This is a genomic window from Streptomyces sp. NPDC088197 (assembly GCF_044741185.1).
In the GTDB taxonomy this organism is placed as follows: Bacteria; Actinomycetota; Actinomycetes; order Streptomycetales; family Streptomycetaceae; genus Actinacidiphila.
The window spans coordinates 128397-154895 of the sequence record NZ_JBIUSD010000013.1; the positions used below are offsets into that span (position 1 = coordinate 128397).

General features: G+C 71.1%; 22 protein-coding genes. 8 read left to right on the forward strand and 14 right to left on the reverse strand.

Annotation, left to right across the window (positions count from 1 at the left end; translation table 11 throughout):
* Window positions 1-93: 93 nt before the first annotated feature.
* From tkt to pgl, 5 genes are read left to right on the forward strand one after another with little or no spacing between them, the layout of a single operon-like run.
* Window positions 94-2196 (forward strand): transketolase, encoded by a 2103-nt coding sequence (tkt, locus tag ACIOC1_RS27130; RefSeq protein WP_401856611.1) that lies wholly within the window; start codon window positions 94-96, stop codon window positions 2194-2196.
* Window positions 2197-2230: 34 nt separating this feature from the next.
* Entirely contained in the window at window positions 2231-3349 is a 1119-nt protein-coding gene (gene tal / locus ACIOC1_RS27135; RefSeq protein ID WP_355333874.1) for a transaldolase, read from the forward strand.
* A 10-nt stretch (window positions 3350-3359) separates the two neighbouring features.
* On the forward strand, window positions 3360-4889 hold the full coding sequence (zwf, locus tag ACIOC1_RS27140; protein ID WP_355334683.1) for a glucose-6-phosphate dehydrogenase: 1530 nt from the start codon (window positions 3360-3362) through the stop codon (window positions 4887-4889).
* A complete protein-coding gene (opcA, locus tag ACIOC1_RS27145; RefSeq protein WP_355333876.1) occupies window positions 4886-5923 on the forward strand; it encodes a glucose-6-phosphate dehydrogenase assembly protein OpcA in 1038 nt (345 codons plus the stop codon). The genes zwf and opcA overlap by 4 nt, the downstream gene beginning before the upstream one ends.
* On the forward strand, window positions 5920-6699 hold the full coding sequence (pgl, locus tag ACIOC1_RS27150; RefSeq protein ID WP_401856612.1) for a 6-phosphogluconolactonase: 780 nt from the start codon (window positions 5920-5922) through the stop codon (window positions 6697-6699). The genes opcA and pgl overlap by 4 nt, the downstream gene beginning before the upstream one ends.
* 84 nt (window positions 6700-6783) lie before the next feature.
* On the opposite strand, the gene pgi is transcribed toward pgl, so the two are convergent.
* From pgi to ACIOC1_RS27165, 3 genes are all read right to left on the reverse strand, one after another.
* Complete coding sequence (pgi, locus tag ACIOC1_RS27155; protein ID WP_401313345.1) at window positions 6784-8442, reverse strand: glucose-6-phosphate isomerase; 1659 nt, start codon at window positions 8440-8442, stop codon at window positions 6784-6786.
* A 292-nt stretch (window positions 8443-8734) separates the two neighbouring features.
* Window positions 8735-9499: a sugar isomerase domain-containing protein gene (locus ACIOC1_RS27160; RefSeq protein WP_401856613.1), complete on the reverse strand. Its 765-nt coding sequence runs from the start codon at window positions 9497-9499 to the stop codon at window positions 8735-8737.
* Between the two features lie 211 nt (window positions 9500-9710).
* Window positions 9711-10748 (reverse strand): BadF/BadG/BcrA/BcrD ATPase family protein, encoded by a 1038-nt coding sequence (locus ACIOC1_RS27165; protein ID WP_355333887.1) that lies wholly within the window; start codon window positions 10746-10748, stop codon window positions 9711-9713.
* A 70-nt stretch (window positions 10749-10818) separates the two neighbouring features.
* On the opposite strand from ACIOC1_RS27165, the gene ACIOC1_RS27170 reads away from it, so the two are divergent.
* Window positions 10819-11685, forward strand: coding sequence for a MurR/RpiR family transcriptional regulator (locus tag ACIOC1_RS27170; protein WP_188284199.1), 867 nt, complete (start codon window positions 10819-10821; stop codon window positions 11683-11685).
* 108 nt (window positions 11686-11793) lie between these two features.
* On the opposite strand, the gene ACIOC1_RS27175 is transcribed toward ACIOC1_RS27170, so the two are convergent.
* The 11 genes from ACIOC1_RS27175 to uvrA all read right to left on the reverse strand — a co-directional run bounded on the left by ACIOC1_RS27175 (window position 11794) and on the right by uvrA (window position 24766).
* The gene (locus tag ACIOC1_RS27175; protein WP_073497103.1) at window positions 11794-12129 is read right to left on the reverse strand and encodes an RNA polymerase-binding protein RbpA; all 336 of its coding nucleotides are present in this window, start codon (window positions 12127-12129) and stop codon (window positions 11794-11796) included.
* Window positions 12130-12299: 170 nt separating this feature from the next.
* Window positions 12300-12536 carry a preprotein translocase subunit SecG gene (gene secG / locus ACIOC1_RS27180; RefSeq protein ID WP_355333892.1) on the reverse strand — a complete coding sequence of 79 codons (237 nt, stop codon included), beginning with the start codon at window positions 12534-12536 and terminating at the stop codon, window positions 12300-12302.
* A 153-nt stretch (window positions 12537-12689) separates the two neighbouring features.
* On the reverse strand, window positions 12690-13475 hold the full coding sequence (tpiA, locus tag ACIOC1_RS27185) for a triose-phosphate isomerase (RefSeq protein WP_391044090.1): 786 nt from the start codon (window positions 13473-13475) through the stop codon (window positions 12690-12692).
* Window positions 13476-13479: 4 nt separating this feature from the next.
* Window positions 13480-14703 carry a phosphoglycerate kinase gene (locus ACIOC1_RS27190; RefSeq protein ID WP_401856614.1) on the reverse strand — a complete coding sequence of 408 codons (1224 nt, stop codon included), beginning with the start codon at window positions 14701-14703 and terminating at the stop codon, window positions 13480-13482.
* Between the two features lie 143 nt (window positions 14704-14846).
* Window positions 14847-15851 (reverse strand): type I glyceraldehyde-3-phosphate dehydrogenase, encoded by a 1005-nt coding sequence (gene gap / locus ACIOC1_RS27195; protein ID WP_355333900.1) that lies wholly within the window; start codon window positions 15849-15851, stop codon window positions 14847-14849.
* A 180-nt stretch (window positions 15852-16031) separates the two neighbouring features.
* On the reverse strand, window positions 16032-17009 hold the full coding sequence (gene whiA, locus ACIOC1_RS27200; RefSeq protein ID WP_188284204.1) for a DNA-binding protein WhiA: 978 nt from the start codon (window positions 17007-17009) through the stop codon (window positions 16032-16034).
* Window positions 17000-18004 carry a uridine diphosphate-N-acetylglucosamine-binding protein YvcK gene (gene yvcK, locus ACIOC1_RS27205; protein WP_355333903.1) on the reverse strand — a complete coding sequence of 335 codons (1005 nt, stop codon included), beginning with the start codon at window positions 18002-18004 and terminating at the stop codon, window positions 17000-17002. Before yvcK ends, whiA begins: the two co-directional genes overlap by 10 nt.
* Window positions 18005-18006: 2 nt before the next feature.
* Window positions 18007-18933, reverse strand: a complete 927-nt coding sequence (rapZ, locus tag ACIOC1_RS27210; RefSeq protein WP_355333906.1) for an RNase adapter RapZ — start codon at window positions 18931-18933, stop codon at window positions 18007-18009.
* The gene (gene uvrC / locus ACIOC1_RS27215; protein WP_391044085.1) at window positions 18930-21020 is read right to left on the reverse strand and encodes an excinuclease ABC subunit UvrC; all 2091 of its coding nucleotides are present in this window, start codon (window positions 21018-21020) and stop codon (window positions 18930-18932) included. Before uvrC ends, rapZ begins: the two co-directional genes overlap by 4 nt.
* A gap of 113 nt (window positions 21021-21133) precedes the next feature.
* A complete protein-coding gene (locus ACIOC1_RS27220; protein ID WP_355333910.1) occupies window positions 21134-21556 on the reverse strand; it encodes a Rieske (2Fe-2S) protein in 423 nt (140 codons plus the stop codon).
* A gap of 219 nt (window positions 21557-21775) precedes the next feature.
* Window positions 21776-24766 carry an excinuclease ABC subunit UvrA gene (gene uvrA / locus ACIOC1_RS27225; protein WP_391044083.1) on the reverse strand — a complete coding sequence of 997 codons (2991 nt, stop codon included), beginning with the start codon at window positions 24764-24766 and terminating at the stop codon, window positions 21776-21778.
* A 214-nt stretch (window positions 24767-24980) separates the two neighbouring features.
* On the opposite strand from uvrA, the gene ACIOC1_RS27230 reads away from it, so the two are divergent.
* Window positions 24981-25709 carry a maleylpyruvate isomerase family mycothiol-dependent enzyme gene (locus tag ACIOC1_RS27230; protein WP_401856615.1) on the forward strand — a complete coding sequence of 243 codons (729 nt, stop codon included), beginning with the start codon at window positions 24981-24983 and terminating at the stop codon, window positions 25707-25709.
* A gap of 26 nt (window positions 25710-25735) precedes the next feature.
* On the forward strand, window positions 25736-26392 hold the full coding sequence (locus ACIOC1_RS27235) for an MBL fold metallo-hydrolase (RefSeq protein WP_391044077.1): 657 nt from the start codon (window positions 25736-25738) through the stop codon (window positions 26390-26392).
* The last annotated feature ends 107 nt before the right edge of the window (window positions 26393-26499 follow it).

Genomic DNA, 26499 nt, shown 5'->3' on the forward strand with positions numbered 1-26499 from the left:
GTACGGCGGTAGGCTCGACAACGCCGGGTAGGCACCACGTCACCGGCGTTTTCAACATGTGGACAAGCATGTGGAGAGGAGCCCTGACCCAGGGTGAGCAAGCAGCCGACCACCACAGACCTCGAGTGGACCGATCTGGACCGGCGGGCCGTTGACACCGCCCGCGTCCTGGCCATGGATTCCGTGCAGAAGGTCGGCAACGGCCATCCCGGCACGGCGATGAGCCTGGCCCCGGCGGCCTATCTGCTGTTCCAGAAGGTCATGCGGCACGACCCGGCGGACGCCGACTGGGTCGGCCGGGACCGCTTCGTGCTCTCCGCGGGGCACTCCAGCATGACCCTCTACACGCAGCTCTACTTCGCCGGTTACGGCCTGGAGCTGGCCGATCTGGAGGCGCTGCGGACCTGGGGTTCGCAGACCCCCGGCCACCCGGAGTACGGCCACACCAGGGGCGTCGAGACGACGACCGGGCCGCTCGGCCAGGGCGTCGCGAACGCGGTCGGCATGGCGATGGCGTCCCGTTACGAGCGCGGCCTGTTCGACCCGGACGCGGCGGCCGGCACCTCGCCGTTCGACCACACCATCTGGGCCGTCGCCGGTGACGGCTGCCTCCAGGAGGGCATCTCCGCCGAGGCGTCCTCGATGGCCGGTCACCAGAAGCTCGGCAATCTCGTCCTGCTCTGGGACGACAATCACATCTCCATCGAGGGCGACACCGAGACCGCCGTCTCCGAGGACACCGTCAAGCGGTACGAGGCGTACGGCTGGCACGTCCAGCGCGTCACTCCGCTGGAGAACGGCGACCTCGACGTGCACGCCCTGCACGCCGCGATGCTCGCCGCGAAGGCCGAGACCGAGCGCCCGTCGTTCATCGCGGTCCGCTCGATCATCGGCTGGCCCGCGCCGAACAAGCAGAACACCGGCGCCGCGCACGGCTCGGCGCTCGGCGAGGACGAGGTGCGCGCCACCAAGGAGATCCTGGGCTTCGACCCGGACAAGCACTTCGACGTGGCCGAGGACGTCATCACGCACACGCGTGCGGTCGGCGACCGCGGCCGCGAGGCCAAGGCGGAGTGGGAGAAGTCCTTCGCCGCCTGGCGGACCGCCAACCCCGAGCACGCGGCGACGTACGACCGGATCGAGGCCGCCGAGCTGCCCGAGGGCTGGGAGCAGCACATCCCCGCCTTCGAGACCGGCTCCTCGCTCGCCACCCGCGCCGCGTCCGGCAAGGTCCTGGAGGCGCTGGGCCCGGTCATCCCCGAACTGTGGGGCGGCTCCGCCGACCTCGCCGGGTCGAACAACACGACGATCGACAAGAATTCGTCGTTCCTGCCGACGGGCAACCCGCTGCCGGGCGCCGACCCGTACGGCCGTACCGTGCACTTCGGTATCCGTGAGCACTCGATGGCCGCCGAGATGAACGGCATCACGCTGCACGGCAACACCCGGGTCTACGGCGGCACCTTCCTGGTCTTCTCGGACTACATGCGCAACGCGGTCCGGCTGTCCGCGCTGATGCACCTGCCGGTGACGTACGTGTGGACGCACGACTCGGTCGGTGTCGGCGAGGACGGTCCGACGCACCAGCCGGTGGAGCACCTGGCGTCGCTGCGCGCGATCCCCGGTCTCAACGTGGTGCGGCCCGCCGACGCCAACGAGACGGCCGTCGTGTGGCGCGAGGTGCTCAAGCGCTGGACGAAGGTGTTCGGCAAGGGCGCGCCGCACGGCTTGGCGCTGACCCGGCAGGGCGTGCCCACGTACGAGCGCAACGAGGACGCGGCGCGCGGCGGTTATGTGATGTTCGACGCGACGGACGCCGACGGCGTGGCGACCGCGCCGCAGGTCGTCATCATCGGCACCGGTTCCGAGGTGCAGCTCGCGGTGGGCGCGCGTGAGCAGCTCCAGGCGGCCGGGGTGCCGACCCGCGTGGTGTCGATGCCGTGCGTGGAGTGGTTCGACGAGCAGGACCAGGAGTACCGCGACAGCGTGCTGCCCAAGGACGTGAAGGCGCGGGTGGCGGTCGAGGCCGGTATCGGTCTGACCTGGCACCGCTTCGTGGGTGACGCGGGACGCATCGTCAGCCTTGAGCACTTCGGTGCCTCGGCCGACGGCAAGGTGCTCTTCCGTGAGTTCGGGTTCACCGCGGACGCGGTGGCCGCCGCGGCCCGGGAATCACTCGACGCCGTTGATCGCTGACGCAGGTAAACGACAAGTAGGAGATGCAAATCCCATGACAGACGCACTCAAGCGCCTCTCCGACGAAGGCGTCGCGATCTGGCTGGACGACCTGTCGCGCAAGCGCATCACGTCCGGCAATCTGGCCGAACTCATCGACGAGCAGCATGTGGTGGGTGTCACCACCAACCCGTCGATCTTCCAGAAGGCGATCTCCCAGGGCGACGGCTACGACCAGCAGCTCGCCGACCTCGCCGCCCGGCGGCTGACGGTCGACGAGGCGATCCGCATGATCACCACCGCGGACGTCCGGGACGCGGCCGACATCCTGCGGCCGGTCTTCGACCGGACCGACGGCCAGGACGGCCGGGTCTCGATCGAGGTCGACCCGCGGCTGGCGAACAACACGAAGGCCACCGTCGCGGAGGCCAAGCAGCTCGCGTGGCTGGTCGACCGGCCGAACACGCTGATCAAGATCCCGGCGACGCCCGCGGGGCTGCCCGCGATCACCGAGGTGATCGGCAAGGGCATCAGCGTCAACGTCACGCTGATCTTCTCGCTGGAGCGCTACCGCGGTGTGATGGACGCGTACCTCTCCGGTCTGGAGAAGGCCAAGTCCGCCGGGCTCGACCTGTCGCTGATCCACTCGGTCGCCTCGTTCTTCGTGTCCCGCGTGGACACCGAGATCGACAAGCGGCTGGAGAAGCTGGGCACCGACGAGGCGAAGGCACTTAAGGGCAAGGCGGCCGTCGCCAACGCGCGGCTGGCCTACGAGGCGTACGAGGAGGTCTTCTCCTCCGACCGCTGGCTGGCCCTGGAGAAGTCCGGCGCCAACAGGCAGCGCCCGCTGTGGGCCTCGACCGGCGTCAAGGACCCGGCCTACTCCGACACGCTGTACGTCACCGAGCTGGTCGCGCCGAACACGGTGAACACCATGCCGGAGGCCACGCTGGACGCCACCGCCGACCACGGCGAGATCACCGGCGACACCGTGACCGGCACGTACGCGCAGGCGAAGGCCGAGCTGGCCGCCGTGGCGGCACTCGGCATCTCCTACGACGACGTCGTGCAGCTCCTGGAGGACGAGGGCGTCGAGAAGTTCGCGACGGCCTGGAACGAACTGCTGGCCTCCACCCAGGCGGAACTCGATCGGCTCGCTCCTTCGGAGGCCTGAGTTGTCCACGCTGACATCTTCGGAAGGCAACCCGCTGCGGGATCCGCTGGACCGGCGGCTGCCGCGGATCGCGGGCCCGTCCGGCCTGGTCATCTTCGGCGTGACGGGTGACCTGTCGCGCAAGAAGCTGATGCCGGCCGTGTACGACCTGGCCAACCGCGGTCTGCTGCCGCCGGGCTTCGCGCTGGTCGGCTTCGCCCGCCGCCAGTGGGAGAACGAGGACTTCGCCCAGGAGGTCCACGACGCGGTCAAGGAGCACGCGCGCACGCCCTTCCGTGAGGAGGTGTGGCAGCAGCTCGCCGAGGGCTGCCGCTTCGTGCAGGGCGACTTCGACGACGACACCGCCTTCGAGACGCTGAAGGCGACCATCGAGGAGCTGGACAAGGCGCGGGGCACGGGCGGCAACTTCGCCTTCTACCTGTCCGTACCGCCGAAGTTCTTCCCCAACGTGGTGCAGCAGCTCAAGAAGCACGGGCTGTCGGACGGCACCGGGGACTCCTGGCGGCGCGCGGTCATCGAGAAGCCGTTCGGCCACGACCTGGCGAGCGCGATGGACCTCAACCAGGTGGTGCACGAGGTCTTCCCGCCCAACGAGGTCTTCAGGATCGACCACTACCTGGGCAAGGAGACCGTCCAGAACATCCTGGCGCTGCGCTTCGCCAACACGATGTACGAGCCGATCTGGAACCGGTCGTACGTCGACCACGTCCAGATCACCATGGCCGAGGACATCGGCATCGGCGGCCGGGCCGGGTACTACGACGGCATCGGCGCCGCGCGCGACGTGATCCAGAACCACCTGCTGCAACTGCTGGCGCTGACCGCGATGGAGGAGCCCGGCTCCTTCCACCCGAAGGCGCTCACCGCGGAGAAGCTGAAGGTGCTCAGCGCGGTCGTCCTCCCCGACGACCTCGGCAAGAACACCGTGCGCGGCCAGTACGCGCACGCCTGGCAGGGCGGCGAGGAGGTGCTCGGGTACCTGGAGGAGGACGGCATCGACCCCAAGTCCAAGACCGACACCTACGCGGCCGTGAAGCTGGAGATCAACAACCGGCGCTGGGCGGGTGTGCCGTTCTACCTGCGGACCGGCAAGCGGCTGGGCCGCCGCGTCACCGAGATCGCGGTGGTCTTCAAGCGGGCGCCGTATCTGCCGTTCGAGTCCGGGGCCACCGAGGAGCTGGGGCAGAACGCCCTGGTCATCCGGGTGCAGCCGGACGAGGGCGTGACGGTGCGGTTCGGTTCGAAGGTGCCCGGCACCTCGACCGAGGTCAGGGACGTGACGATGGACTTCGCGTACGGCGAGTCCTTCACCGAGTCCAGCCCGGAGGCGTACGAGCGGCTCATCCTCGATGTGCTGCTCGGTGACGCCAACCTCTTCCCGCGCCACCAGGAGGTCGAGATCTCCTGGACGATCCTCGACCCGATCGAGGAGTACTGGGACAAGCACGGCAAGCCCGCCCAGTACGCGTCCGGCACCTGGGGACCGGTCGAGGCGGACGAGATGCTCGCACGAGACGGCAGGAGCTGGCGTCGGCCATGAAGATCGATCTGACGGACACCACGTCCGCGAAAATCAACTCGGGTCTGATCCAGGCCCGGCGGGCGATCGGCACTCCCGCGGTCGGGATGGTGCTGACCCTGGTCATCGTCACCGACGAGGGCAGTGCCTACGACTCGCTCAAGGCCGCCACCGAGGCGTCCAAGGAGCACCCGTCGCGGATTCTGGTCGTCGTCAAGCGGCCGGGCCGTTCGCCGCGGGACCGGGCGAGCGCCCGGCTCGACGCGGAGGTGCTGGTCGGCTCGGAGGCGGGCACCGGCGAGACCGTGATGCTGCGGCTGCACGGCGAGCTGGCCAACCACGCCGAGTCGGTGGTGCTGCCGCTGCTGCTGCCCGACGCCCCCGTGGTCGTCTGGTGGCCGGACAACGCGCCGGACAACGCGGCGGAGGACCCGCTGGGTCGCCTCGCGCAGCGCCGGATCACGGACGCCGCGGCGGCCGAGGACCCGGTGGCGTCGCTCGGCGTCCGCGCGGCCAGTTACTCGCCCGGCGACACCGACCTGGCCTGGACCCGGATCACCCCGTGGCGTTCGATGCTCGCGGCGGCCCTGGACCAGAAGCACTCGAAGATCACCGACGCGATCGTCGACGGCGAGGCGTACAACCCGAGTACGGAACTGCTCGCGCTGTGGCTCGCGGACCGGCTGGGTGTGCCGGTGGAGCGCAGGGTCTCCGACGGCCCCGGCATCACCGCGGTGCGGCTGGCGACGGCCGACGGCGACATCTGCCTCGACCGGGCGGACGGCGCGCTGGCGGAGCTGGCGATGCCGGGTCAGCCGGACCGGCATGTGGCGCTCAAGCGGCGTGAGACCTCCGAGCTGATCGCGGAGGAGCTGCGCCGTCTGGACCCGGACGACATATACCGCTCCACCGTGCAGTTCGGGGTCAAGCACCTGGTCAACAACCCCGGCGGCGCGGAGACGGTGAGCCCGGACGGCACCGTCACGGCGAAGGACAAGACGCCCAGCGCCGCCAAGCGGGCCGCCGTGGCCAAGAAGGCGGAGAGCGCGAAGTGAGCACGCCACAGGTGGTCGTCCACCGGGACAAGGAGCTGATGGCGCAGGCCGCGGCGGCCCGGCTGATCACCAAGGTCGTGGACGCCCAGGCCGCCCGTGGCACCGCTTCGGTGGTGCTCACGGGCGGGCGCAACGGCAACGCGCTGCTCGCCGCCCTCGCCGCGTCCCCCGCGCGTGACGCGGTGGACTGGGCGCATCTGGACCTGTGGTGGGGCGACGAGCGGTTCGAGCCGGACGGCGACCCGGAGCGCAATGTCACGCAGGCCCGCGCGGAGCTGCTGGACGCGGTCCCGGTCGATCCGTCGCGGGTGCACGCCATGCCCGCCTCGGACGGGCCGTACGCCGACGCCGACGAGGCGGCCGAGGCGTACGCGGCGGAGCTGGCCGCGGCGGCGGGTCCCGAGGACCGGCTGCGGGTGCCGGCCTTCGACGTGCTGATGCTGGGGGTGGGGCCCGACACGCATGTGGCGTCGCTCTTCCCCGAGCGCCCCGCGGTGCGGGAGAGCGAGCGGACGGTCGTCGGTGTGCACGGCGCTCCGAAGCCGCCGCCGACCAGGATCTCGCTGACGCTGCCCGCGATCCGCGCAGCCCGCGAGGTGTGGCTGCTGGCGGCGGGCGAGGACAAGGCTTCGGCGGTGGCCCTGGCGCTGTCGTCCCCGGGTGAGTTGCAGGCGCCCGCCTCGGGTGCCTACGGGCGGTCCAGGACCCTGTGGCTGCTGGACCGGACCGCGGCGGCCAAGCTCCCGCCGCAGCTGTATCCGCCGGCCTCGTCGTAGGCCGTCCGAGCGGCCCTCGGCCTGGTCGCTCGCCACCGCGGCGGTTCACCGGATCTCCGGTGAACCGCCGCGGTGCGTGGTGCCTCAGCGACCACGCAGCTCGCGGTACTTGGCGACCAGGGCCGTGGTGGAGGCGTCCAGGCCGGGGACTGCGGTGCCCTCGGCGAGGGCGGGCTCGACGCGCTTGGCGAGGACCTTGCCCAGCTCGACGCCCCACTGGTCGAAGGAGTCGATGTTCCAGACGGCGCCCTGGACGAACACCTTGTGCTCGTAGAGGGCGATGAGCTGGCCGAGGACGGACGGCGTCAGCTCGGTGGCCAGGATGGTGGTCGTGGGGTGGTTCCCGCGGAAGGTCTTGTGCGGGACCAGCTCCTCGGGCACGCCCTCGGCCCTGACCTCGTCCGGCGTCTTGCCGAAGGCCAGCGCCTGGGTCTGCGCGAAGAAGTTCGCCATCAGCAGGTCGTGCTGGGAGGCGAGCGGCCCGAGTTCCTCGACCGGCCGCGCGAAGCCGATGAAGTCCGCGGGGACGAGCTTGGTGCCCTGGTGCAGCAACTGGTAGTACGCGTGCTGCCCGTTGGTGCCCGGCGTGCCCCAGACGACCGGACCCGTCTGCCAGGTCACCGGGTTGCCCTGCCGGTCCACGGACTTGCCGTTGGACTCCATGTCGAGCTGCTGGAGGTAGGCGGTGAACTTGCTCAGGTAGTGGCTGTACGGCAGCACCGCGTGCGACTGCGCGTCGTGGAATCCGCCGTACCAGACGCCGAGCAGGCCGAGCAGCAGCGGGACGTTCTCCTCCGGCGGCGCGGTCCTGAAGTGCTCGTCGACCAGGTGGAATCCGGCCAGCATCTCGCGGAAGCGGTCGGGGCCGATGGCCAGCATCAAGGAGAGGCCGATGGCCGAGTCGTAGGAGTACCGGCCGCCGACCCAGTCCCAGAACTCGAACATGTTCTGGGTGTCGATGCCGAAGTCGGCGACCTTCTCCGCGTTGGTGGACAGCGCCACGAAGTGCTTGGCGACCGCGGACTCGTCGGCGCGCAGCTCGGTGAGCAGCCAGTCGCGGGCGGAGGTGGCGTTGGTGATGGTCTCGATGGTGGTGAAGGTCTTGGACGCGATGATGAACAGCGTCTCGGCCGCGTCCAGGTCACGGACCGCCTCGTGCAGGTCGGCGCCGTCCACGTTGGACACGAAACGGACCGTCAGACCGCGGTCGGTGTAGGCGCGCAGCACCTCGTAGGCCATCGCGGGGCCGAGGTCGGAGCCGCCGATGCCGATGTTGACGACATTCCTGATCCGCTTGCCGGTGTGGCCGGTCCACTCCCCCGAGCGCACCCGGTCGCAGAAGACCTGCATCTTGTTGAGCACGGAGTGCACGGCGGGCACGACGTCCTGGCCGTCCAGCTCGATCACCGCGGAGCGCGGGGCGCGCAGAGCGGTGTGCAGGACCGCCCGGTCCTCGGTGACATTGATCCGCTCGCCGCGGAACATCGCGTCACGAAGCTCGAACACCCCGGTCGCGGCGGCCAGTTCGCGCAGCAGCCGGAGCGTCTCGTCCGTCACGAGCTGCTTGGAGTAGTCCAGATGGAGGTCACCCACTTGGAGGGTGTAACGGCTGCCCCGCTCGGGGTCGGCCGCGAACAGATCCCGCAGGTGCGCGTCCGCCAGTTCCTCGCGGTGCTTGCCGAGCGCGTGCCATTCGGCACGCTGGTCGAGAGCCTTCGGGCCCTGCGCGTTCGTTTCGGACATCAGTCCACTTCTCCTCGTCCTCGCTGCACGCCCCACGCTAATTGATGACACGCCGGAACGAGACGAGGGCGGGCATCAGGAAGGCGTGCGGTTGGCGGCGCTGACCCGGCCGAGCAGGTCCGCCGGGGTGCGTTCCTGGAGGAGCGTCACCTCACTGACGTTCCGCACCGTGCCGAGAGCGCCGGATACGGCCGTCACGGTGACCGCGGCGGGCCGAGTCCGCCGCGCCGGGGCAGCGCGGCGGACTCGGCGAGCGCGGGCGGCTCGGTGGCGGGGGAGAAGTGGCGACGGGTCAGAAACCGCCGCGGTGCAGGCGGCCCGCGTAGCGCTCCTCCAGGACGGCGTTGCGCTCGAAGCCGCCGGGCAGATTCGCGGAGATGTAGACCGGGGCCTGGTGCCCCTCGGCGGTGAGCAGGCCCACGCACTCGGCGACGACCATCTGGACCAGCAGGGCCGAGGTGATGGTGGAGACACCGCACAGCGCGCCGCCGTCGGGCAGCGGGAGCAGGGCGTCACCGGCGGGCGCGCAGTTGTCGAGGACGGCGTCGGCGATGTCCGCGAGCCGCTTGCCGCTGGGGTGCAGAGCGGGCACGGCGCGGGTGTGGGTCAGCGAGGTGAGGGCGACCAGCGGATGCCCCGCCTCCTTGACCTGGAGGGCCATGTCCACCACGGAGTTGTTCACACCGGAGTTGGAGACGATCACGAACAGGTCCCGCGGGTGCGGCGTCGACAGGTCGTACAGCCGCCTGGCCAGGCCGGGGGAACGTTCCAGCAGCGGGTCGTCGAGCACCGAGCGGTCCTCGCCGCCGCGCAGCACGAGATCGGCGAGGCCGATCCGGTTGGTGGGGATCAGGCCGCCCGCGCGGCCGACGATCTCCAGGACGGTGGCCTGGGAGTGGCCGGTGCCGAAGCCGTGGATCACACCGTCGGCGGCCACGCAGTCGGCGAAGAGCCGTCCCGCGGCGGCGACGGAGTCCTTGTTGGCCGCGATGGCGCGCTCGACGGCGGCGCGCCCCTCGTCGGCGAACCGGGCGGCGCTGAGCTGTGCGTCGGCCATGGCCGAGCCCCCTTGGTGGGTCGGGTGGTGAGATCGGTGGCCGGTTCGGCTCGATCAACCATCTTTGAGATGGTCCGATGAAACAATGAACCACCCTTCGCGCCGCCGTCAAGACACCCCGGCGCCGCCGTGACCCCGCGAGGAACCCGGCCTCACCACAGGAGACCCCTCGCCCCAGAGGGCCCCGCCCTCACACCAGCGGCCCCCGCCCTCACAGCAACAGCCGTGCCAGCGCCGCCGCCCCCACTCCCCCGTTCGCCACCGGGAAGACCCGCAGCGCGAGCCCGTCGAGCCGGGCGACGACCCGGTCGAGCAGCGGGCCGCCGGGCCCGAGCAGTCCGCCGGTGAGCACCAGCGGCTCCCCCGGCCGCGGCTCCAGCGCCCGTACGGTCGCCACCAGCAAATCGGCCGCGCCGTCCAGCAGCCGCAGCGCCACCGCGTCGCCCTCGTCCGCCGCCTCCACCGCCTGCCTGCTGAGCTGCGCGAGCCGGGCGGGCGTCTGCTCGTACGCGCTGGTCACGATGGCCTCGCTGAGATCGGCGCGCGCCTCGCCGTCGGGCAGTGGCCGTTCCGCGCCGTCCAGGCGCCCGGTGCCGCCCAGCCGCTCGTACGCGCCCGGCGGCAGATAGTGCGCGGCGACCCTGGCGACCAGCGAGGTCCAGGGGCCGCGGCCGTCCAGCGCCTCCAGCGCCGCCCGCACCGCCCGGCCGCCGAGCCAGAAGCCGCTGCCCTCGTCGCCGAGCAGCCAGCCGTGGCCGTCCACGACCGCGGAGCGGCGTCTGCCGGTGAGCCGGGTGGCGATGGCGCCGGTGCCCGCGATCAGCACCAGGCCGTCGCCGGGCGCGCCGGGCGCGGAGGCCAGCGCGACCTCGGTGTCGCCGCCGACGCCGATCGCGGCGCCCGTGATGCCGTTGGCGGCCAGCGCGTCGGCCAGACAGGACAGCGCGAGGCCGTGGCCGCGCTCGGCGCCGAGCCCTTCCGCGGCGCCCGCGAAGCCGCCGTAGACCGCGGCGACCCGCCCCCGCAGGTCGGCCGGGACCGCCTGGGCGACCGCGTCCGTCAGGTGCCGGGTCAGTTCGGCCCGGCCGACGCTCAGCGCGTTGCCCGGCCCCCCGGTGCCGCGGCCGAGCACGACGACCTCCGCCGGGCCCCCGGCCGTCTCCGGCGCCGCCTCCGCCAGATACGCGCGGCTGCTGGTACCGCCCGCGTCGATGCCGATCACAAGCGGTCGGCTGTAGATTTCACTCATTGCCACGAATGGTGGTTGATAGATTCACCCGCAGGCAAGTCCTCAAGCCGTCCAGCCGAGACGAGTCACCATGATCACCGCGTTGATCCGCTCCGAACTGCCCCGGATGTCCGGTTCCCTGCGCAAGGTGGGCGAGCTGGTGCTGGCCGACCCGGTCGCGGCGACGCACGGCTCTGCGGCCGAGCTGGGTCGGCGTACGGGCACCTCGCAGGCCACCGTCACCCGCTTCTGCCGGGCGCTCGGCCTGGACTCGTACCAGCAGCTCCTGATCGAGCTGGCGCAGGAGCAGGGCCGCAGCGAGGCGGAGCCCCGTACGGCGGCGCTCGGGCCGCAGATCGGGCCCGAGGACGACCTGGAGCAGGTGATCGGGGTGGTCGCGGAGGCCGATCTGCGGGCGCTGCGGCAGACCGCCGACCGGCTGGACCGCGAGGCACTGGAACGGGCCGCGCAGACGCTCGCGAAGGCCCGCAGGATCGACGTCTACGGCGTCGGCGGCTCGGGGATCGTGGCCAGGGAGACCGAGGCGCGGCTGTACGGCATCGGCTGCGCCGCGCACGCCTGGACCGAGGTGCACGCGGCGGAGACCTCCGCGGCCCTGCTGACGCCCTCCGACGCGGTGGTGGCCATCTCGCACTCGGGCGCCACCCGGGAGGTGCTGGAGCCGCTGCGGCTGGCCGCGGAGCGCGGCGCCGTCACCGTGGCCGTCACCGGCGACCCGCGCTCGCCGATCGCCCAGGCCGCCGACGTACGCCTCACGTCCACCTCGGGCGAAACCAGCTTCAGGCGCGGCAACTTCGGCACCCGCCACTCCGTACTGCTTATCGTGGACTGCCTGTACGCCCGCGTCGCGCAACTCACCTACGAACGGGCTACGGCCTCCATCGCGTTGACGGGCCATATCGCGGACGCGCACGCGGCCCGGCCGCGCCGCCGCTGAGACGCCCGCCGCGGAGCGTGCCGTGAAAACAGAAAGCCCTCGGTCGCCGGGCGGGCTCAGAGGTCTGAGCCCGCCCGGCAACCGAGGTCCGGGACTTCCCTGATCTCGCTAGATCTCGCCGCGGAGCTTCGCCAGCGCCTCGGCGAGGATCGCCTCGCCGTCGGCGGCGCTGCGCCGCTCCCGCACGTAGGCGAGGTGGGTCTTGTACGGCTCGGTACGCGGCGGCGCCGGCGGATTCTCCTCGTCCTGCCCCGCCGGGAAGCCGCAGCGTGGGCAGTCCCAGGTCTCCGGGATCTGCGCGTCGCTGGCGAAACTCGGCTGGGTCTCGTGCCCGTTCGAGCACCAGAAGGAGATGCGGAGGCGCGGCGCGGACTCGCCGCGCTCGGCCTCTCCCATCGGCCCCGCTCCGACCCGACTTCCACGGATCGCGTTGCCACTTGCCACGGTCGTAACTCCCTGCGTGATGGTGCTGCGAGGTCGCCAGTTTACGGAGACCTTACGTGCCGTCCAGTGGCAGGCGCTCGACCTGTCCCCCGAGGACGTCTCCCCATAGTAAGCCGGGGTGGCGACGAGGCGTCAGTTCTCCCTGGATGCGCGGGAGTCGAACGTCGGCCCTACTTCTGGAACTTCATCACCAGGCCAAGGGTGACAATGCAGGCGAACCACAGCAGACCGACCACGACGGTGATCCGGTCGAGGTTGCGCTCGGCCACCGAGGAGCCGCCGACGGAGGACTGCATGCCGCCGCCGAACATGTCCGAGAGGCCGCCGCCCTTCCCCTTGTGCATCAGCACGAGCAGCAGAAGCAGCAGGCTGAAAATGATGAGGGCGATGGAGAACCCGATGACCACGGCTGGACCAACTCTCTCGACTACATGACAACGGCGCGGGGCCGGACGGCGCGGTCACGCCGGTCCGGCCCCGACAGGGTACTTCCTGAGGGGCGTGTCAGCCCACTGCCCGGTGCCCCGGCTCACTGTCCGTGGCCGCGGGCCCCGGTTCCGTCACTGGTCGCGGAACCGGACGATCTTGACGAACTCCTCGGCGTCCAGTGCCGCGCCGCCCACCAGGGCGCCGTCCACGTCCGGCTGCGCCATGATCGCGGCGACGTTGCCGGACTTCACGGAGCCGCCGTACTGGATGCGCACGGCGTCCGCCAGCTCCTGGTCGTACAGCTCGGCCAGCCGCCCGCGGATCGCCCCGCAGACCTCCTGCGCGTCCTCGGGGGTGGCCACCTCGCCGGTGCCGATCGCCCAGACCGGCTCGTACGCGACCACGATCGTGGCGGCCTGCTCGGCGGGGATGTCCTTCAGGGCGCCGTCGAGCTGCGCGAGGGTGTGCGGGACCTGCTGGCCGGCCTTGCGGACGTCCAGGCCCTCGCCGACGCACAGGATCGGGGTGAGGCCGTTCCTGTAGGCGGCCTTCACCTTGGCGTTGACGACGGCCTCGTCCTCGCCGTGGTACTGGCGGCGCTCGGAGTGCCCGATCGCCACGTACGCGCACTTCAGCTTGGCCAGCATCGATCCGGAGATCTCGCCGGTGTACGCGCCGGAGTCGTGCGCGGACAGGTCCTGGGCGCCGTACTTGATCTTCAGCTTGTCGCCGTCGACCAGCGTCTGTACGGAGCGCAGGTCGGTGTACGGCACCAGGACGGCGACCTCGACCGCGTCGTAGTCCTTGTCGGTGAGCGCGAAGGCGAGCTTCTGGACGTGCGCGATGGCCTCGAGGTGGTTGAGGTTCATCTTCCAGTTGCCCGCCATCAGCGGGGTGCGGGTGCTCTGCTCGGTCATCTGCTCACTTCTCCAGTGCGGCAAGGCCGGGGAGCGTCTTGCCCTCGAGGTATTCCAGGCTCGCGCCGCCGCCGGTGGAAATATGGCCGAAAGCGTTCTCGTCGAAGCCGAGGATGCGGACGGCCGCGGCCGAGTCGCCGCCGCCGACGACGGTGAACGCGTCGGAGTCGATCAGCGCCTGGGCGACCGCGCGGGTGCCGTCGGCGTAGTCCGGGTGCTCGAAGACGCCCATCGGGCCGTTCCAGAAGATGGTGGCGGCGTCGGCGAGCTTGGCGGCGAAGAGCTTGCGGGACTCGGGGCCGATGTCCAGGCCGATCACGTCGGCGGGGATCGCGTCCACCGGCGCGTTGACCGGCGAGGACGGCGCCTTGGTCTTCAGGTCGGGGAACTCGGTGGCGCCGACGACGTCGACCGGCAGGACGAATTCCACGCCCTTGGCCTTGGCGCGCTCCAGGTACTCCTTGACCACGGGGATCTGGTCCTCCTGGAGCAGGCTCTTGCCGACCTCGTGGCCCTGGGCCTTGAGGAAGGTGAAGACCATGCCGCCGCCGACCAGGATGCGGTCGGCCTTGTCCAGCAGGTGGTCGATGACGCCGAGCTTGTCGGAGACCTTGGAGCCGCCGAGCACCACCGCGTAGGGGCGGGAGACGTCCTCGGTGAGCTTCTTCAGGACGCCGACCTCGGTGGCGATCAGTCCGCCCGCGGCGTGCGGGAGGCGGGCCGGGAGGTCGTACACCGAGGCGTGCTTGCGGTGCACCGCTCCGAAGCCGTCGCCGACGTAGGTGTCGGCCAGCTCCGCGAGCCGGTCGGCGAAGGCGCCGCGCTCGGCGTCGTCCTTGCTGGTCTCGCCCGCGTTGAAGCGCAGGTTCTCCAGCAGCGCGACCTGGCCGTCGGCCAGGCCCGCCACGGTGGCCGCGGCGCTCTCGCCGACGGTGTCGGCGGCGAACACCACCTCGTGACGGCCTTCGCCGAGCAGCTCGCCCAGGCGCGCGGCGACCGGCGCGAGCGAGAACTTCGGGTCGGGCTCGCCCTTGGGGCGGCCGAGGTGCGAGGCCACGATCACCTTGGCGCCCGCCTCGGCGAGCTTGGTGATGGTGGGGAGGGCGGCGCGGATCCGGCCGTCGTCGGTGATGCGCTCCCCGTCGAGCGGGACGTTGAGGTCGGCGCGGACGAACACCCGCTTGCCGGCGATCCGCCCCTCGCTGATCAGGTCGTCGATCGTCTTCATCTGTACGGTCTCCTACGGGTACGGCTGCGGGTACTGACGGGTACGGGACTGCGGAGTGGGCAAGGGACAGGGCCCGGACCGGCGCTTCGTCGCACCCGTCCGGACCCTGTCGCTCACATCGCTGTGCGTCGGCCGCTACGGCGTCAGAGCTGGCCGCCGACGAAGACCGTGAGGTCCACGAGGCGGTTGGAGTAGCCCCACTCGTTGTCGTACCAGCCGATGACCTTGACCGTCTTGCCCTGGACCATGGTCAGGGAGGAGTCGAAGGTGCAGGAGGCCGGCCAGTTGACGATGTCCGAGGAGACGATCGGGTCCTCGGTGTACTCCAGCAGGCCCTTGAGCTGACCCTCGGACGCCTTCTGGAAGGCGGCGTTGACCTCGTCCTTGGTGACCTCGCGCTCGAGGTCGACGACCAGGTCGGTGACCGAGCCGGTGGGGACCGGGACGCGCATCGCGATGCCGTCCAGCTTGCCCGCCAGCTCGGGGATGACCAGCGCGGTGGCCTTCGCGGCACCCGTGGTGGTCGGGATGATGTTCTCCGCGGCGGCGCGGGCGCGGCGCAGGTCCTTGTGCGGGAAGTCCAGGATGCGCTGGTCGTTGGTGTACGCGTGGACCGTCGTCATCAGGCCCTTGACGATGCCGAAGTTCTCCAGCAGCACCTTCGCCATCGGCGCCACACAGTTCGTGGTGCACGAGGCGTTGGAGATGATGTGGTGGTTCGCGGCGTCGTACTTGTCCTGGTTGACGCCCATCACGATCGTGATGTCCTCGCCGGTGGCGGGCGCCGAGATGATGACCTTCTTGGCACCGCCCGCGATGTGCTTGCCCGCGTCGGCGGCCTTGGTGAAGATGCCGGTCGACTCGATGACGACGTCGACGCCCAGCTCGCCCCACGCGATGGCGGCGGGGTCGCGCTCGGCGAGCACCTTGATGGTCTTGCCGTCGACGGTGATGGAGTCCGCGGTGTGGGTGACCTCGGCCTTGAGGCGGCCGAGGATGGTGTCGTACTTCAGCAGGTGCGCCGTCGTCGCGGTGTCACCCAGGTCGTTGACAGCCACGATCTCGATGTCCGCACCCTGCTCCAAGGCGGCGCGGAAGAAGTTACGACCGATGCGGCCAAAGCCGTTGATGCCTACCCGGATCGTCACGAACCGATCTCCTCGCTCATTCGCCGGAGCCCTCTCCGGCTGCGAAATATGGGATGTCCCCGACCAGGGACGAGCCTACCCGGCCAGGGGCGCGGAGGTGACATCGGGCCGAGGCCCCTCCGCCTCCGCCCCGTCCGCCGCCGCGCGCGTGCCGACCGGGGCCTGTCCGGCGGACACGCCCTAGCCGACCATCTCGTCGGTGAGGTTGGCGTCGGTGCCGGGCAGGCCGAGGTCCGAGGCGCGCTTGTCGGCCATGGCCAGCAGGCGGCGGATCCGGCCGGCGACCGCGTCCTTGGTCAGCGGCGGCTCGGCGAGGGAGCCCAGCTCCTCCAGGGAGGCCTGCTTGTGGTCCATGCGCAGGCGCCCGGCCGCGGCGAGGTGTTCCGGTACGTCGTCGCCGAGGATCTCCAGCGCGCGCTGCACACGGGCTCCGGCGGCGACGGCGGCGCGGGCCGACCTGCGCAGGTTGGCGTCGTCGAAGTTGGCGAGCCGGTTGGCGGTGGCCCGGACCTCGCGGCGCATGCGGCGCTCTTCCCAGGCGAGCACTGAGTCGTGGGCGCCGAGCCGGGTCAGCAGCGCGCCGATCGCGTCGCCGTCCCGTACCACCACGCGGTCCACATTGCGGACCTCGCGGGCCTTGGCGGGGATCTGGAGGCGGCGGGCGGCGCCGACCAGGGCCAGGGCGGCCTCGGGCCCCGGGCAGGTGACCTCCAGCGACGAGGAGCGGCCGGGCTCGGTGAGCGAGCCGTGCGCGAGGAAGGCACCGCGCCAGGCGGCCTCCGCGTCGCAGGTGGCGCCGGAGACGACCTGCGGGGGCAGGCCGCGGATCGGCCGGCCGCGGCCGTCCACCAGGCCGGTCTGCCGGGCGAGCTGGTCGCCGCCCGCCACCACGCGCACCACGTACCTGCTGCCCCTGCGCAGCCCGCCGGGCGCCATCACCACCAGGTCGGAGGAGTGCCCGAAGATCTCCAGGATGTCCTTGCGCAGCCGCCTGGCCGCGATCCCGGTGTCCAGCTCCGCCTCGATCACGATCCGGCCGCTCACCAGGTGGAGGCCGCCGGCGAACCGCAGGATCGACGAGACCTCCGCCTTCCGGCAGCAGGTCCGGGTGACGGGAAGCCGGGAGATCTCATCCTTCACCGCTGCCGTCATCGCCATGGGCCGATCCTTCCACGCATACGAAAAATCCTGTCATACGCGGCGGCCAACAGCTCCGGGTCGTGCCGCGGCCCGTCGGGGGCGGCGACCGGTGCCAGCTCGACCGTGCCGCCCAACCGCTGTGCGGCCTCGGAGAGGCTGTCACGGTCGGGTACGGCGGCCTCGTCGGCGAGAACCACGTCGATGGTGAGTTTAGGGGCGTGTCGGGCCAAAACCTCCAAGTGACGCTGCGGAGAAAATCCGTCGGTCTCACCTGGTTGCGGCGCGAGGTTCAGCGTGAGGACCCGGCGCGCCCTGGTCGTCATGAGGGCGTCGACCAGCTCGGGGACGAGCAGATGCGGGATCACCGAGGAGAACCAGGAGCCGGGGCCGAGCACCACCCAGTCCGCGTCGAGGACCGCCTGCACGGCCTCGGGAACGGCGGGCGGATCGGCCGGGACGACCTGCACTTCCTGCACCTCACCGGGGGTGAGGGCGACCGTGGCCTGGCCGCGGACGGTGCTGATCTCGTCGGGCCTGTCGGGGTCGTGGCCGCGGACGATGGCGTGCAGGTCGAGCGGGACCGCGGACATCGGCAGCACCCTGCCGTGGGCGCCCAGCAGCCGCCCGACCCACTCCAGCGCGGCGACCTCGTCGTTGAGCTGTTCCCACAGCGCGACGATCAGCAGATTGCCGACCGCGTGCCCGTGCAGATCACCCTCGCTGGTGAAGCGGTGCTGGACCACTCGGGCCCATGTGCGCCCCCATTCGTCGTCCCCGCAGAGCGCGGCGAGCGCCTTGCGGAGGTCTCCCGGCGGCAGTACGCCCATCTCCTGGCGGAGTCTGCCGCTGGAGCCGCCGTCGTCCGCGACGGTGACCACCGCGGTCAGATCGCCGGTGATCCGGCGCAGTGCGGCGAGGGAGGCGGCCAGGCCGTGCCCCCCGCCGAGGGCGACCACCTTGGGCGGCACCCCGGCGCGGCGGCCCGTACCCCGGCGCCGCCGCCGACCCGTCATGATCACTCGCGCCCCATGTCCCTGTGCACTGTCACGGTCTCCACCCCATCCGCGGCCAGCCGTGCGGCCAGCCGTTCCGACATCGCCACGCTGCGGTGCTTGCCGCCCGTGCAGCCGACCGCGATCGTCACGTACCGCTTGCCCTCGCGCCGGTATCCGGCGGCGATGATGTGCAGCAACTCGGCGTAGCGGTCGAGGAATTCCTTCGCGCCCGGCTGGTTGAACACATACTGCGCCACCTCGTCGTTGAGCCCGGTGAAGGGCCGCAGCTCCGGCACCCAGTGCGGGTTGGGCAGGAAGCGGCAGTCCACCACCAGGTCGGCGTCGACGGGCAGGCCGTACTTGAATCCGAACGACATGACCGTGGCCCGGAGTTCCGGCTCCTCCTCGCCCGCGAACTGGGCGTCCAGCTTGGCGCGCAGCTCGTGCACGTTGAGACTGGAGGTGTCGATCACCAGGTCGGCGTCGCCGCGCAGCTCGCGCAGCAGGTCGCGCTCGGCCGCGATGCCGTCCACGATCCGGCCCGAGCCCTGGAGCGGGTGCGGCCGGCGGACCGACTCGAAGCGGCGGACCAGGGCCTCGTCTGAGGCTTCCAGATAGATGATCCGGCGCTTGACGCTGCGGGTCGCCAGGTCGGCGAGGGACTCGCGCAGATTGTCGAAGAAGCGGCGTCCGCGGACGTCCACGACCACGGCGATCCGGGCGACGTTGCCCTGCGAGCGCGCGCCGAGATCCACCATGGTGGGGATCAGCGCGGGCGGCAGATTGTCCACCACGAACCAGCCGAGGTCCTCCAGACACTTGGCCGCGGTGCTGCGGCCCGCTCCGGACATGCCGGAGATGATCACCAGTTCGGGGATGGCCTCCACGGCCTCCCCCGCTCCGCCGGTTGTCACGTGCGTTCCGTCCTGTTCGTCCTGGTCGCTCATGTGCTGATCCCCCGATGGTGGGACGGGTCCGCCCCGGGCGGGGTCCCGTCGGCCTCTTCGATGATCTCTCCTGTCGCGGTGTTCACCGCGGGTGCGGCCGGAGCCGCGGCTGCCAGGGTCGCCGCGACCGTCTCCGCCGTACGGCGGCCGATCCCCGGGACCTCGCAGATCTCCTCGATCGTCGCCGCCCGGAGCCGTTTCAGCGAGCCGAAGTGCTTCAGCAGCGCCTGCCTGCGGGTCTCGCCGAGCCCCGGCACGGAGTCCAGCGCGCCGGCCTTCATCGACTTGGAGCGCTTGCTGCGCTGGTACGAGATCGCGAACCGGTGCGCCTCGTCGCGGACCCGCTGGAGCAGGTACAGGCCCTCGCTGGAGCGCGGCAGGATCACCGGGTCGTCGTCGCCGGGCAGCCAGACCTCTTCCAGGCGCTTGGCGAGGCCGCACACGGCGACGTCGTCTATGCCCAGCTCCTCCAGCGCGCGCCGGGCGGCGGCCACCTGCGGCTGTCCGCCGTCGACCACGACGAGCTGCGGCGGGTACGCGAATTTGCGCGGCCGTCCGGTGTCGGGGTCGATGGGGCCGGACGCCTGTTCCTCGTGGTCCAGGGGAACATCGCCGTGGTTCGCGGGGACCTCGCCGGACTCGCCCTCCCACTCGCCGGTCTTCTGCTTCTCCAGCAGATAGCGGCGGAAGCGGCGGGAGATCACCTCGTGCATCGACCGGACGTCGTCCTGCCCGGCGAAGGACTTGATCTGGAAGCGGCGGTACTCGCTCTTGCGGGCCAGGCCGTCCTCGAAGACCACCATGGACGCGACCACGTCGTCGCCCTGGAGGTGGCTGATGTCGTAGCACTCGATCCGCAGCGGCGCGGTGTCGAGGTCGAGCGCGGCGGCGATCTCCTCCAGCGCGCGGGAGCGGGTGGTGAGGTCGGAGGCGCGCTTGGTCTTGTGCAGCGCGAGGGCGTGCTGCGCGTTGCGCTGCACGGTGGCCATCAGGTCCTTCTTGTCGCCGCGCTGCGGTACGCGCAGGCTGACGTGCGAGCCGCGGCGGTCGCTCAGCCACTGCGCGACCGGCTCCGACGGTGCGGGCAGCGCCGGGACCAGCACCTCCTTGGGCACACCGCCGCTGCCGCCGGAGCGCTCGGCGTCGCCGCGCTCGTCGCCGTAGAGCTGCTGGAGGGCGTGCTCGACCAGGCCCGCGGTGTCGACCGCCTCGACCTTGTCGGTGACCCAGCCGCGCTGGCCGCGGACCCGGCCGCCGCGTACGTGGAAGATCTGCACGGCGGCTTCCAGCTCGTCCTCGGCGACGGCGATCAGGTCGGCGTCGGTGGCGTCGGCGAGCACCACCGCGTTCTTCTCCATGGCGCGGCGCAGCGCCTCCAGGTCGTCCCGCAGCCGGGCGGCCTGCTCGTACTCCATCTCGCTCGCCGCGTCCTTCATGCGCTGTTCCAGGCGGCGCAGGTAGGTGCCGGTGTGTCCGGCCATGAAGTCGCAGAATTCCTCGGCCAGTTCGCGGTGGTCGTCGGCGCTGATCCGGCCGACGCAGGGCGCGGAGCACTTGCCGATGTAGCCGAGCAGACAGGGGCGGCCGATCTGCGCGGAGCGCTTGAAGACCCCGGCGGAGCAGGTGCGGACCGGGAAGACCCGCAGCAGCAGGTCGACGGTCTCGCGGATCGCCCAGGCGTGCGCGTACGGACCGAAGTAGCGCACGCCCTTGCGCTTGGGGCCGCGCATGACCTGCACGCGCGGGAACTCCTCGTTCATCGTCACCGCGAGGGACGGATAGCTCTTGTCGTCGCGGTACTTGACGTTGAACCGCGGGTCGAACTCCTTGATCCAGGAGTATTCGAGCTGGAGCGCCTCCACCTCGGTGGAGACCACCGTCCACTCGACGGCCGCCGCGGTGGTCACCATCGTGGCGGTCCGCTGGTGGAGGTTGGTGATGTCCTGGAAGTACGAGGAAAGCCGCTGGCGCAGGCTCTTCGCCTTGCCGACGTAGATCACCCGACCGTGCTCGTCCCGGAACTTGTAGACCCCCGGGGAGTCGGGGATCTGGCCCGGCTTCGGTCGGTAGCTGCTGGGGTCCGCCATGTCTCCCACCCTACTGGCGGGATGCGACATTCCCGGGCCAGGCCGGGCAGTGCCGACCGGTGCGGATACCGGCGGGCGGGACCGCCGGTTCGCGCGGGCCGGACTGCCGGTGGTCAGCTCGCCGGACCGGCGGTGAGCTTGCCGCCGGAGGCGGTGACCTGCACGGCGGGCAGCGGCTTGGTCGCCGGGCCCTGGAGCACGGCGCCGGTGTCCGCGTCGAACTGGCTGCCGTGGCAGGCGCAGGTGATCGTCGTGCCGTCCACCGAGGTGACGACGCAGCCCGCGTGCGTGCAGACCGCGCTGAACGCCTTGAAGGTGCCCTCCTTCGGCTGCGCCACGACCACCTTGTCGTTCCGGTAGAGCTTGGCGCCGCCGACCGGTACCTCGGTGGCGGCGCCCAACTCCACGGCTTTGGCGGGCCCGTCGGACGAACCGCCGCCGGAGCCGCCGCACGCGGTGAGGCCGAACCCGGCGGCTCCGGCCAGGGCCGCGCCTCGCAGGACGGTACGGCGGCAGGCGGGCAGTTCGGTGGTCATGTGCGCTCCAGGTCGGGGAGGTGGGGAGGTCTCGCGACCCGTAACCCTACGTCCCCCACCTGTCCGCTTCCTCTGTGGCACTCCCGGACGGCCACTGCCTGACGGCCGCGCCTGACGACCGCTGCCTGACGACCGCTGCCTGACGACCGCTGCCTGACGACCGCGCCTCGACGGCGTGCCGCCGCGCCCGCGCCGGCCCGTCCTTGACCTTCCGCGGTGCTACGCCTTGCCCGCCGTCCGCTTGCGCGGCGCCGGGGTCTTCTTCGCGGCGGCCGTCGTGCCCTTCTTGGCCGCGGCGGCCGTCCCCGTGGCCTTCTTGGGGGCGGGCACCCGCTTCTTGGGCGCGGGCACCGACGCGTCGCTGATCCGCTCCGCGCCCAGGACGTCCCGCAGGAACTTGCCCGTGTGGCTGGCCGGGACGGCCGCGATCTGCTCGGGGGTGCCCTCGGCGACGACCAGTCCGCCGCCGTTGCCGCCCTCGGGGCCCATGTCGACCACCCAGTCGGCGGTCTTGATGACATCGAGATTGTGCTCGATGACGATCACGGTGTTGCCCTTGTCGACCAGGCCCTGGAGCACCTTGATCAGCTTGCTGATGTCCTCGAAGTGCAGACCGGTGGTCGGCTCGTCCAGGACGTAGACCGTACGGCCGGTGGAGCGCTTCTGGAGCTCGGAGGCGAGCTTCACGCGCTGCGCCTCGCCGCCGGAGAGCGTCGGCGCGGACTGCCCCAGGCGTACGTATCCCAGGCCGACCTCGTAGAGCGTGCGCAGGTGCCGGGCGATGGCGGGCACCGCCTCGAAGAAGTCCAGCGCCTCCTCGATCGGCATCTCCAGCACCTCGGCGATGGACTTGCCCTTGTAGTGCACTTCCAGCGTCTCGCGGTTGTAGCGGGCGCCGTGGCAGACCTCGCACGGGACGTAGACGTCCGGCAGGAAGTTCATCTCGATCTTGATCGTGCCGTCGCCCGAGCAGTTCTCGCAGCGACCGCCCTTGACGTTGAAGGAGAAGCGGCCGGGCAGATAGCCGCGGACCTTCGCCTCCATCGTCTCCGCGAAGAGCCGCCGCACATGGTCGAAGACACCGGTGTACGTGGCCGGGTTGGAGCGCGGGGTGCGGCCGATCGGCGACTGGTCGACGTGCACGACCTTGTCCACCAGGTCGTCGCCGTCCACCCGGGTGTGCCGGCCGGGGACGCTGCGCGCCCCGTTCAGCTCGCGGGCCAGGTGGGTGTAGAGGATGTCGTTGACCAGCGTCGACTTGCCGGAGCCGGAGACGCCGGTGACGGCGGTGAGCACTCCGAGCGGGAAGGACACGTCGATGTCCTGGAGATTGTGCTCGCGGGCGCCGTGCACCGTCAGCCGCCGCTTGCGGTCGATCGGGCGGCGTACGTCGGGGGTGACGATGACGCGCTTGCCCGAGAGGTACTGCCCGGTCAGCGACTCCTCGTTGACCAGCAGTTCCTTCAGCGAGCCGGAGTGCACCACCTTGCCGCCGTGCTCACCGGCGCCGGGGCCGATGTCGACCACCCAGTCGGCGGTCTTGATGGTGTCCTCGTCGTGCTCGACGACGATCAGCGTGTTGCCCAGGTCGCGCAGCCGTACCAGGGTCTCGATCAGCCGGTGGTTGTCGCGCTGGTGCAGGCCGATCGACGGCTCGTCCAGCACGTACAGCACGCCGACCAGGCCCGAGCCGATCTGGGTGGCGAGCCGGATGCGCTGGGCCTCGCCGCCGGACAGGGTGCCCGCGGCGCGGTTGAGCGAGAGGTAGTCCAGGCCGACGTCGACCAGGAACTTCAGCCGCTCGTTGACCTCCTTGAGCACCCGCTCGGCGATCTTCTTGTCGCGGGCGTCCAGCTTCATCCCGCCGAGGAACTCGGCGCAGTCGCTGATCGACATGGCGGAGACGTCCGCGATGGAGCGGTCCTGGACGGTGACGGCCAGCACGATCGGCTTGAGCCTGCTGCCGTGGCAGGTGGGGCAGGGCACCTCGCGCATGTACCCCTCGAAGCGCTCCCGGCTGGAGTCGCTCTCGGAGTCCTGGTGCCGCCGCTTCACGAACGGGATGGCGCCCTCGAAATGCGCGTTGTACGCGCGCTCGCGGCCGTACCTGTTCTTGTACGCGACCCTGACCTCGGCCTTGTGGCCGTAGAGCAGCGCCTTCTTCGCGCGGGCGGGCAGCCCGGCCCAGGGGATGTCGGTCCTGAAGCCCAGCTCCCCCGCGAGACCTTCGACCAGCCGCTCGAAGTAGCCCTTGGACATGCCGCCGGTCCAGGGCGCGATGGCGCCCTCGGCCAGGGACTTCTCCTCGTCGGGGACGATCAGCTCCGGGTCGACCTCCATGCGGGAGCCGATGCCGGTGCAGTCGGGACAGGCGCCGAAGGGCGAGTTGAAGGAGAAGGAGCGCGGCTCCAGCTCCTCGAAGGACAGGTCGTCGTACGGGCAGTACAGGTGCTCGGAGAACATCCGCTCGCGCTGCGGGTCGTCCTCGGGCAGGTCGACGAAGTCCAGGATGACCATGCCGCCGGACAGGCCGAGCGCGGTCTCGACGGAGTCCGTGAGGCGGCGCTTGGCGCTGTCCTTCACCGTGAGGCGGTCGATGACCACCTCGATGGTGTGCTTCTCCTGCTTCTTCAGCTTGGGCGGGTCGGTGAGCTGGATCGTGGCCCCGTCGACCCGGGCACGGCTGTAGCCCTTGGTCTGGAGGTCGCCGAAGAGGTCGACGAATTCACCCTTGCGCTCACGGACCAGCGGGGAGAGCACCTGGAAGCGGCTGCCCTCCTCCAGCTCCAGCACCCGGTCGACGATGGCCTGCGGCGACTGCCGGGAGATCGGGCGGCCGCACTCGGGGCAGTGCGGCTTGCCGATCCTGGCGAAGAGCAGCCGGAGGTAGTCGTAGACCTCGGTGATGGTGCCCACCGTCGAGCGCGGGTTGCGCGAGGTGGACTTCTGGTCGATGGAGACCGCAGGGGACAGGCCCTCGATGAAGTCCACATCGGGCTTGTCCATCTGGCCGAGGAACTGGCGGGCGTAGGAGGAGAGCGACTCGACGTACCGGCGCTGCCCCTCGGCGAAGATCGTGTCGAAGGCGAGGGAGGACTTGCCCGATCCGGACAGCCCTGTGAACACGATGAGGGAGTCCCGCGGCAGGTCGAGCGACACGTTCTTCAGATTGTGCTCGCGAGCGCCACGGACGGTGAGTCGATCGGCCACGCCAGTGCGCACCTTTCATAGAGACGGGGGGAGAGTCGGCACCCCCAGTCAGCCTAAACGGGGTGCGCTCGGGTTTTCTTCCGGTTCGCCGCGTTCTCAGAAGTTGCGACACACCGACCATATAGCACGTGCATTCGATTTACGGGCGCGCTCTGACCACTTCACCCGATCGTGTGTCCTGCGCGAGCGCGGGGTGACGCGCTAGCGTCGGTACGTGACCGTCCAACGACCGGATCCCGCACTCGATGCGGTTGCCGTCCGGGAAGCCACCGACCGATTCGTCGCCGCGGTGTCCGCGCTCCCCGCCGACGGCGTCGCCGAACCCTCGCTGCTGCCCGGCTGGACCCGCGGGCATCTGCTGACCCATGTCGCCCGCAATGCCGACGCCCTGGCCAATCTGCTGATCTGGGCGGGGACCGGCGTGGAGACCCCGATGTACGCGGACGCGACGTCCCGCGACCGGGCCATCGAGGAGGGCGCGGGCCGTCCCCTCGACGACCACCTCGCCGATCTGCGGGCCTCGGCGGAGCGGTTCGAGCGGGCCGCCGCGCAGGTGCCGCCGTCGGGCTGGGCGACGCAGGTCACGCTGCGCTCCGGCCGGGTGATCGCCGCCGCCGAGGTCCCCTGGCGGCGGCTGGGCGAGGTGTGGCTGCACCTGGTCGACCTCGGCATCGGCCCCACCACCGCCGACCTGCCCGCCGACTTCGCCGCCCGTGAGCTGGCCTCCCTCGCCGACGGCCTCACCGGGCACGAGGGCATCGCCGCGGTCCGCCTGGAGGACACCGAGTCCGGCGCGTCCTGGACGATCGGCGCCGCCGCGGAACCCGACCTCACCGTCAGCGCCGCCACCCGCCCCCTGCTGGCCTGGGTCTCCGGCCGCGGCCCGTACGAGGGCCTGACCGTGACCCCCGACGGCCCGCTGCCCGTACTGCCTCCGCTCTAGGCACCCCGAACCTCTAGGCTGGCGGCATGGCGTACAGCGGAGAAGTGACGGTGGGCGGGACCCCCGACGTGCATGAACTGGAAGACCTGATCATCACCAAGGTCGCGGTCGGGCCGATGAACAACAACGCGTACGTGTTGCGCTGCCGGGCCACCGACGAGCAGCTTCTGATCGACGCGGCCAACGACGCGCAGACGCTGCTGGAGGTCGTCGGCGACGCCGGGCTCGGCGCCGTCGCGACCACCCACCAGCACGGCGACCACTGGCAGGCGCTGCGCGCGGTGATCGACGCGACCGGCGCGCGTACCTACGCGGGCCGCGAGGACACGGTGGGCATCCCGGTCCCCACCGATGTGGCGCTGGACGACGGCGACACCGTGACCTTCGGCCGCGTCAGCCTCACCGCGCGGCACCTGGTCGGCCACACCCCGGGCAGCATCGCCTTCGTCTACGACGACCCGCACGGCGCCCCGCACGTCTTCACCGGCGACTGCCTCTTCCCGGGCGGCGTCGGCAACACGCACGACGACCCGGCCGCCTTCACCTCGCTCCTCGACGACGTCACGGCCAAGCTCTTCGACGTGCTCCCGGACGAGACCTGGGTCTACCCCGGCCACGGCAACGACACGACCCTCGGCGCCGAGCGCCCCCACCTCAAGGAATGGCGCGAGCGCGGCTGGTAGCGGTCGGCGCGCACACCCCGGCCCGGCGGGGGCGAGCAGCGGATTGCCGCCGGCTCGCCCCCGCCCCGCGCTCCCCCGGATGTCCGTACGGTCGCCGTACGGCCGGG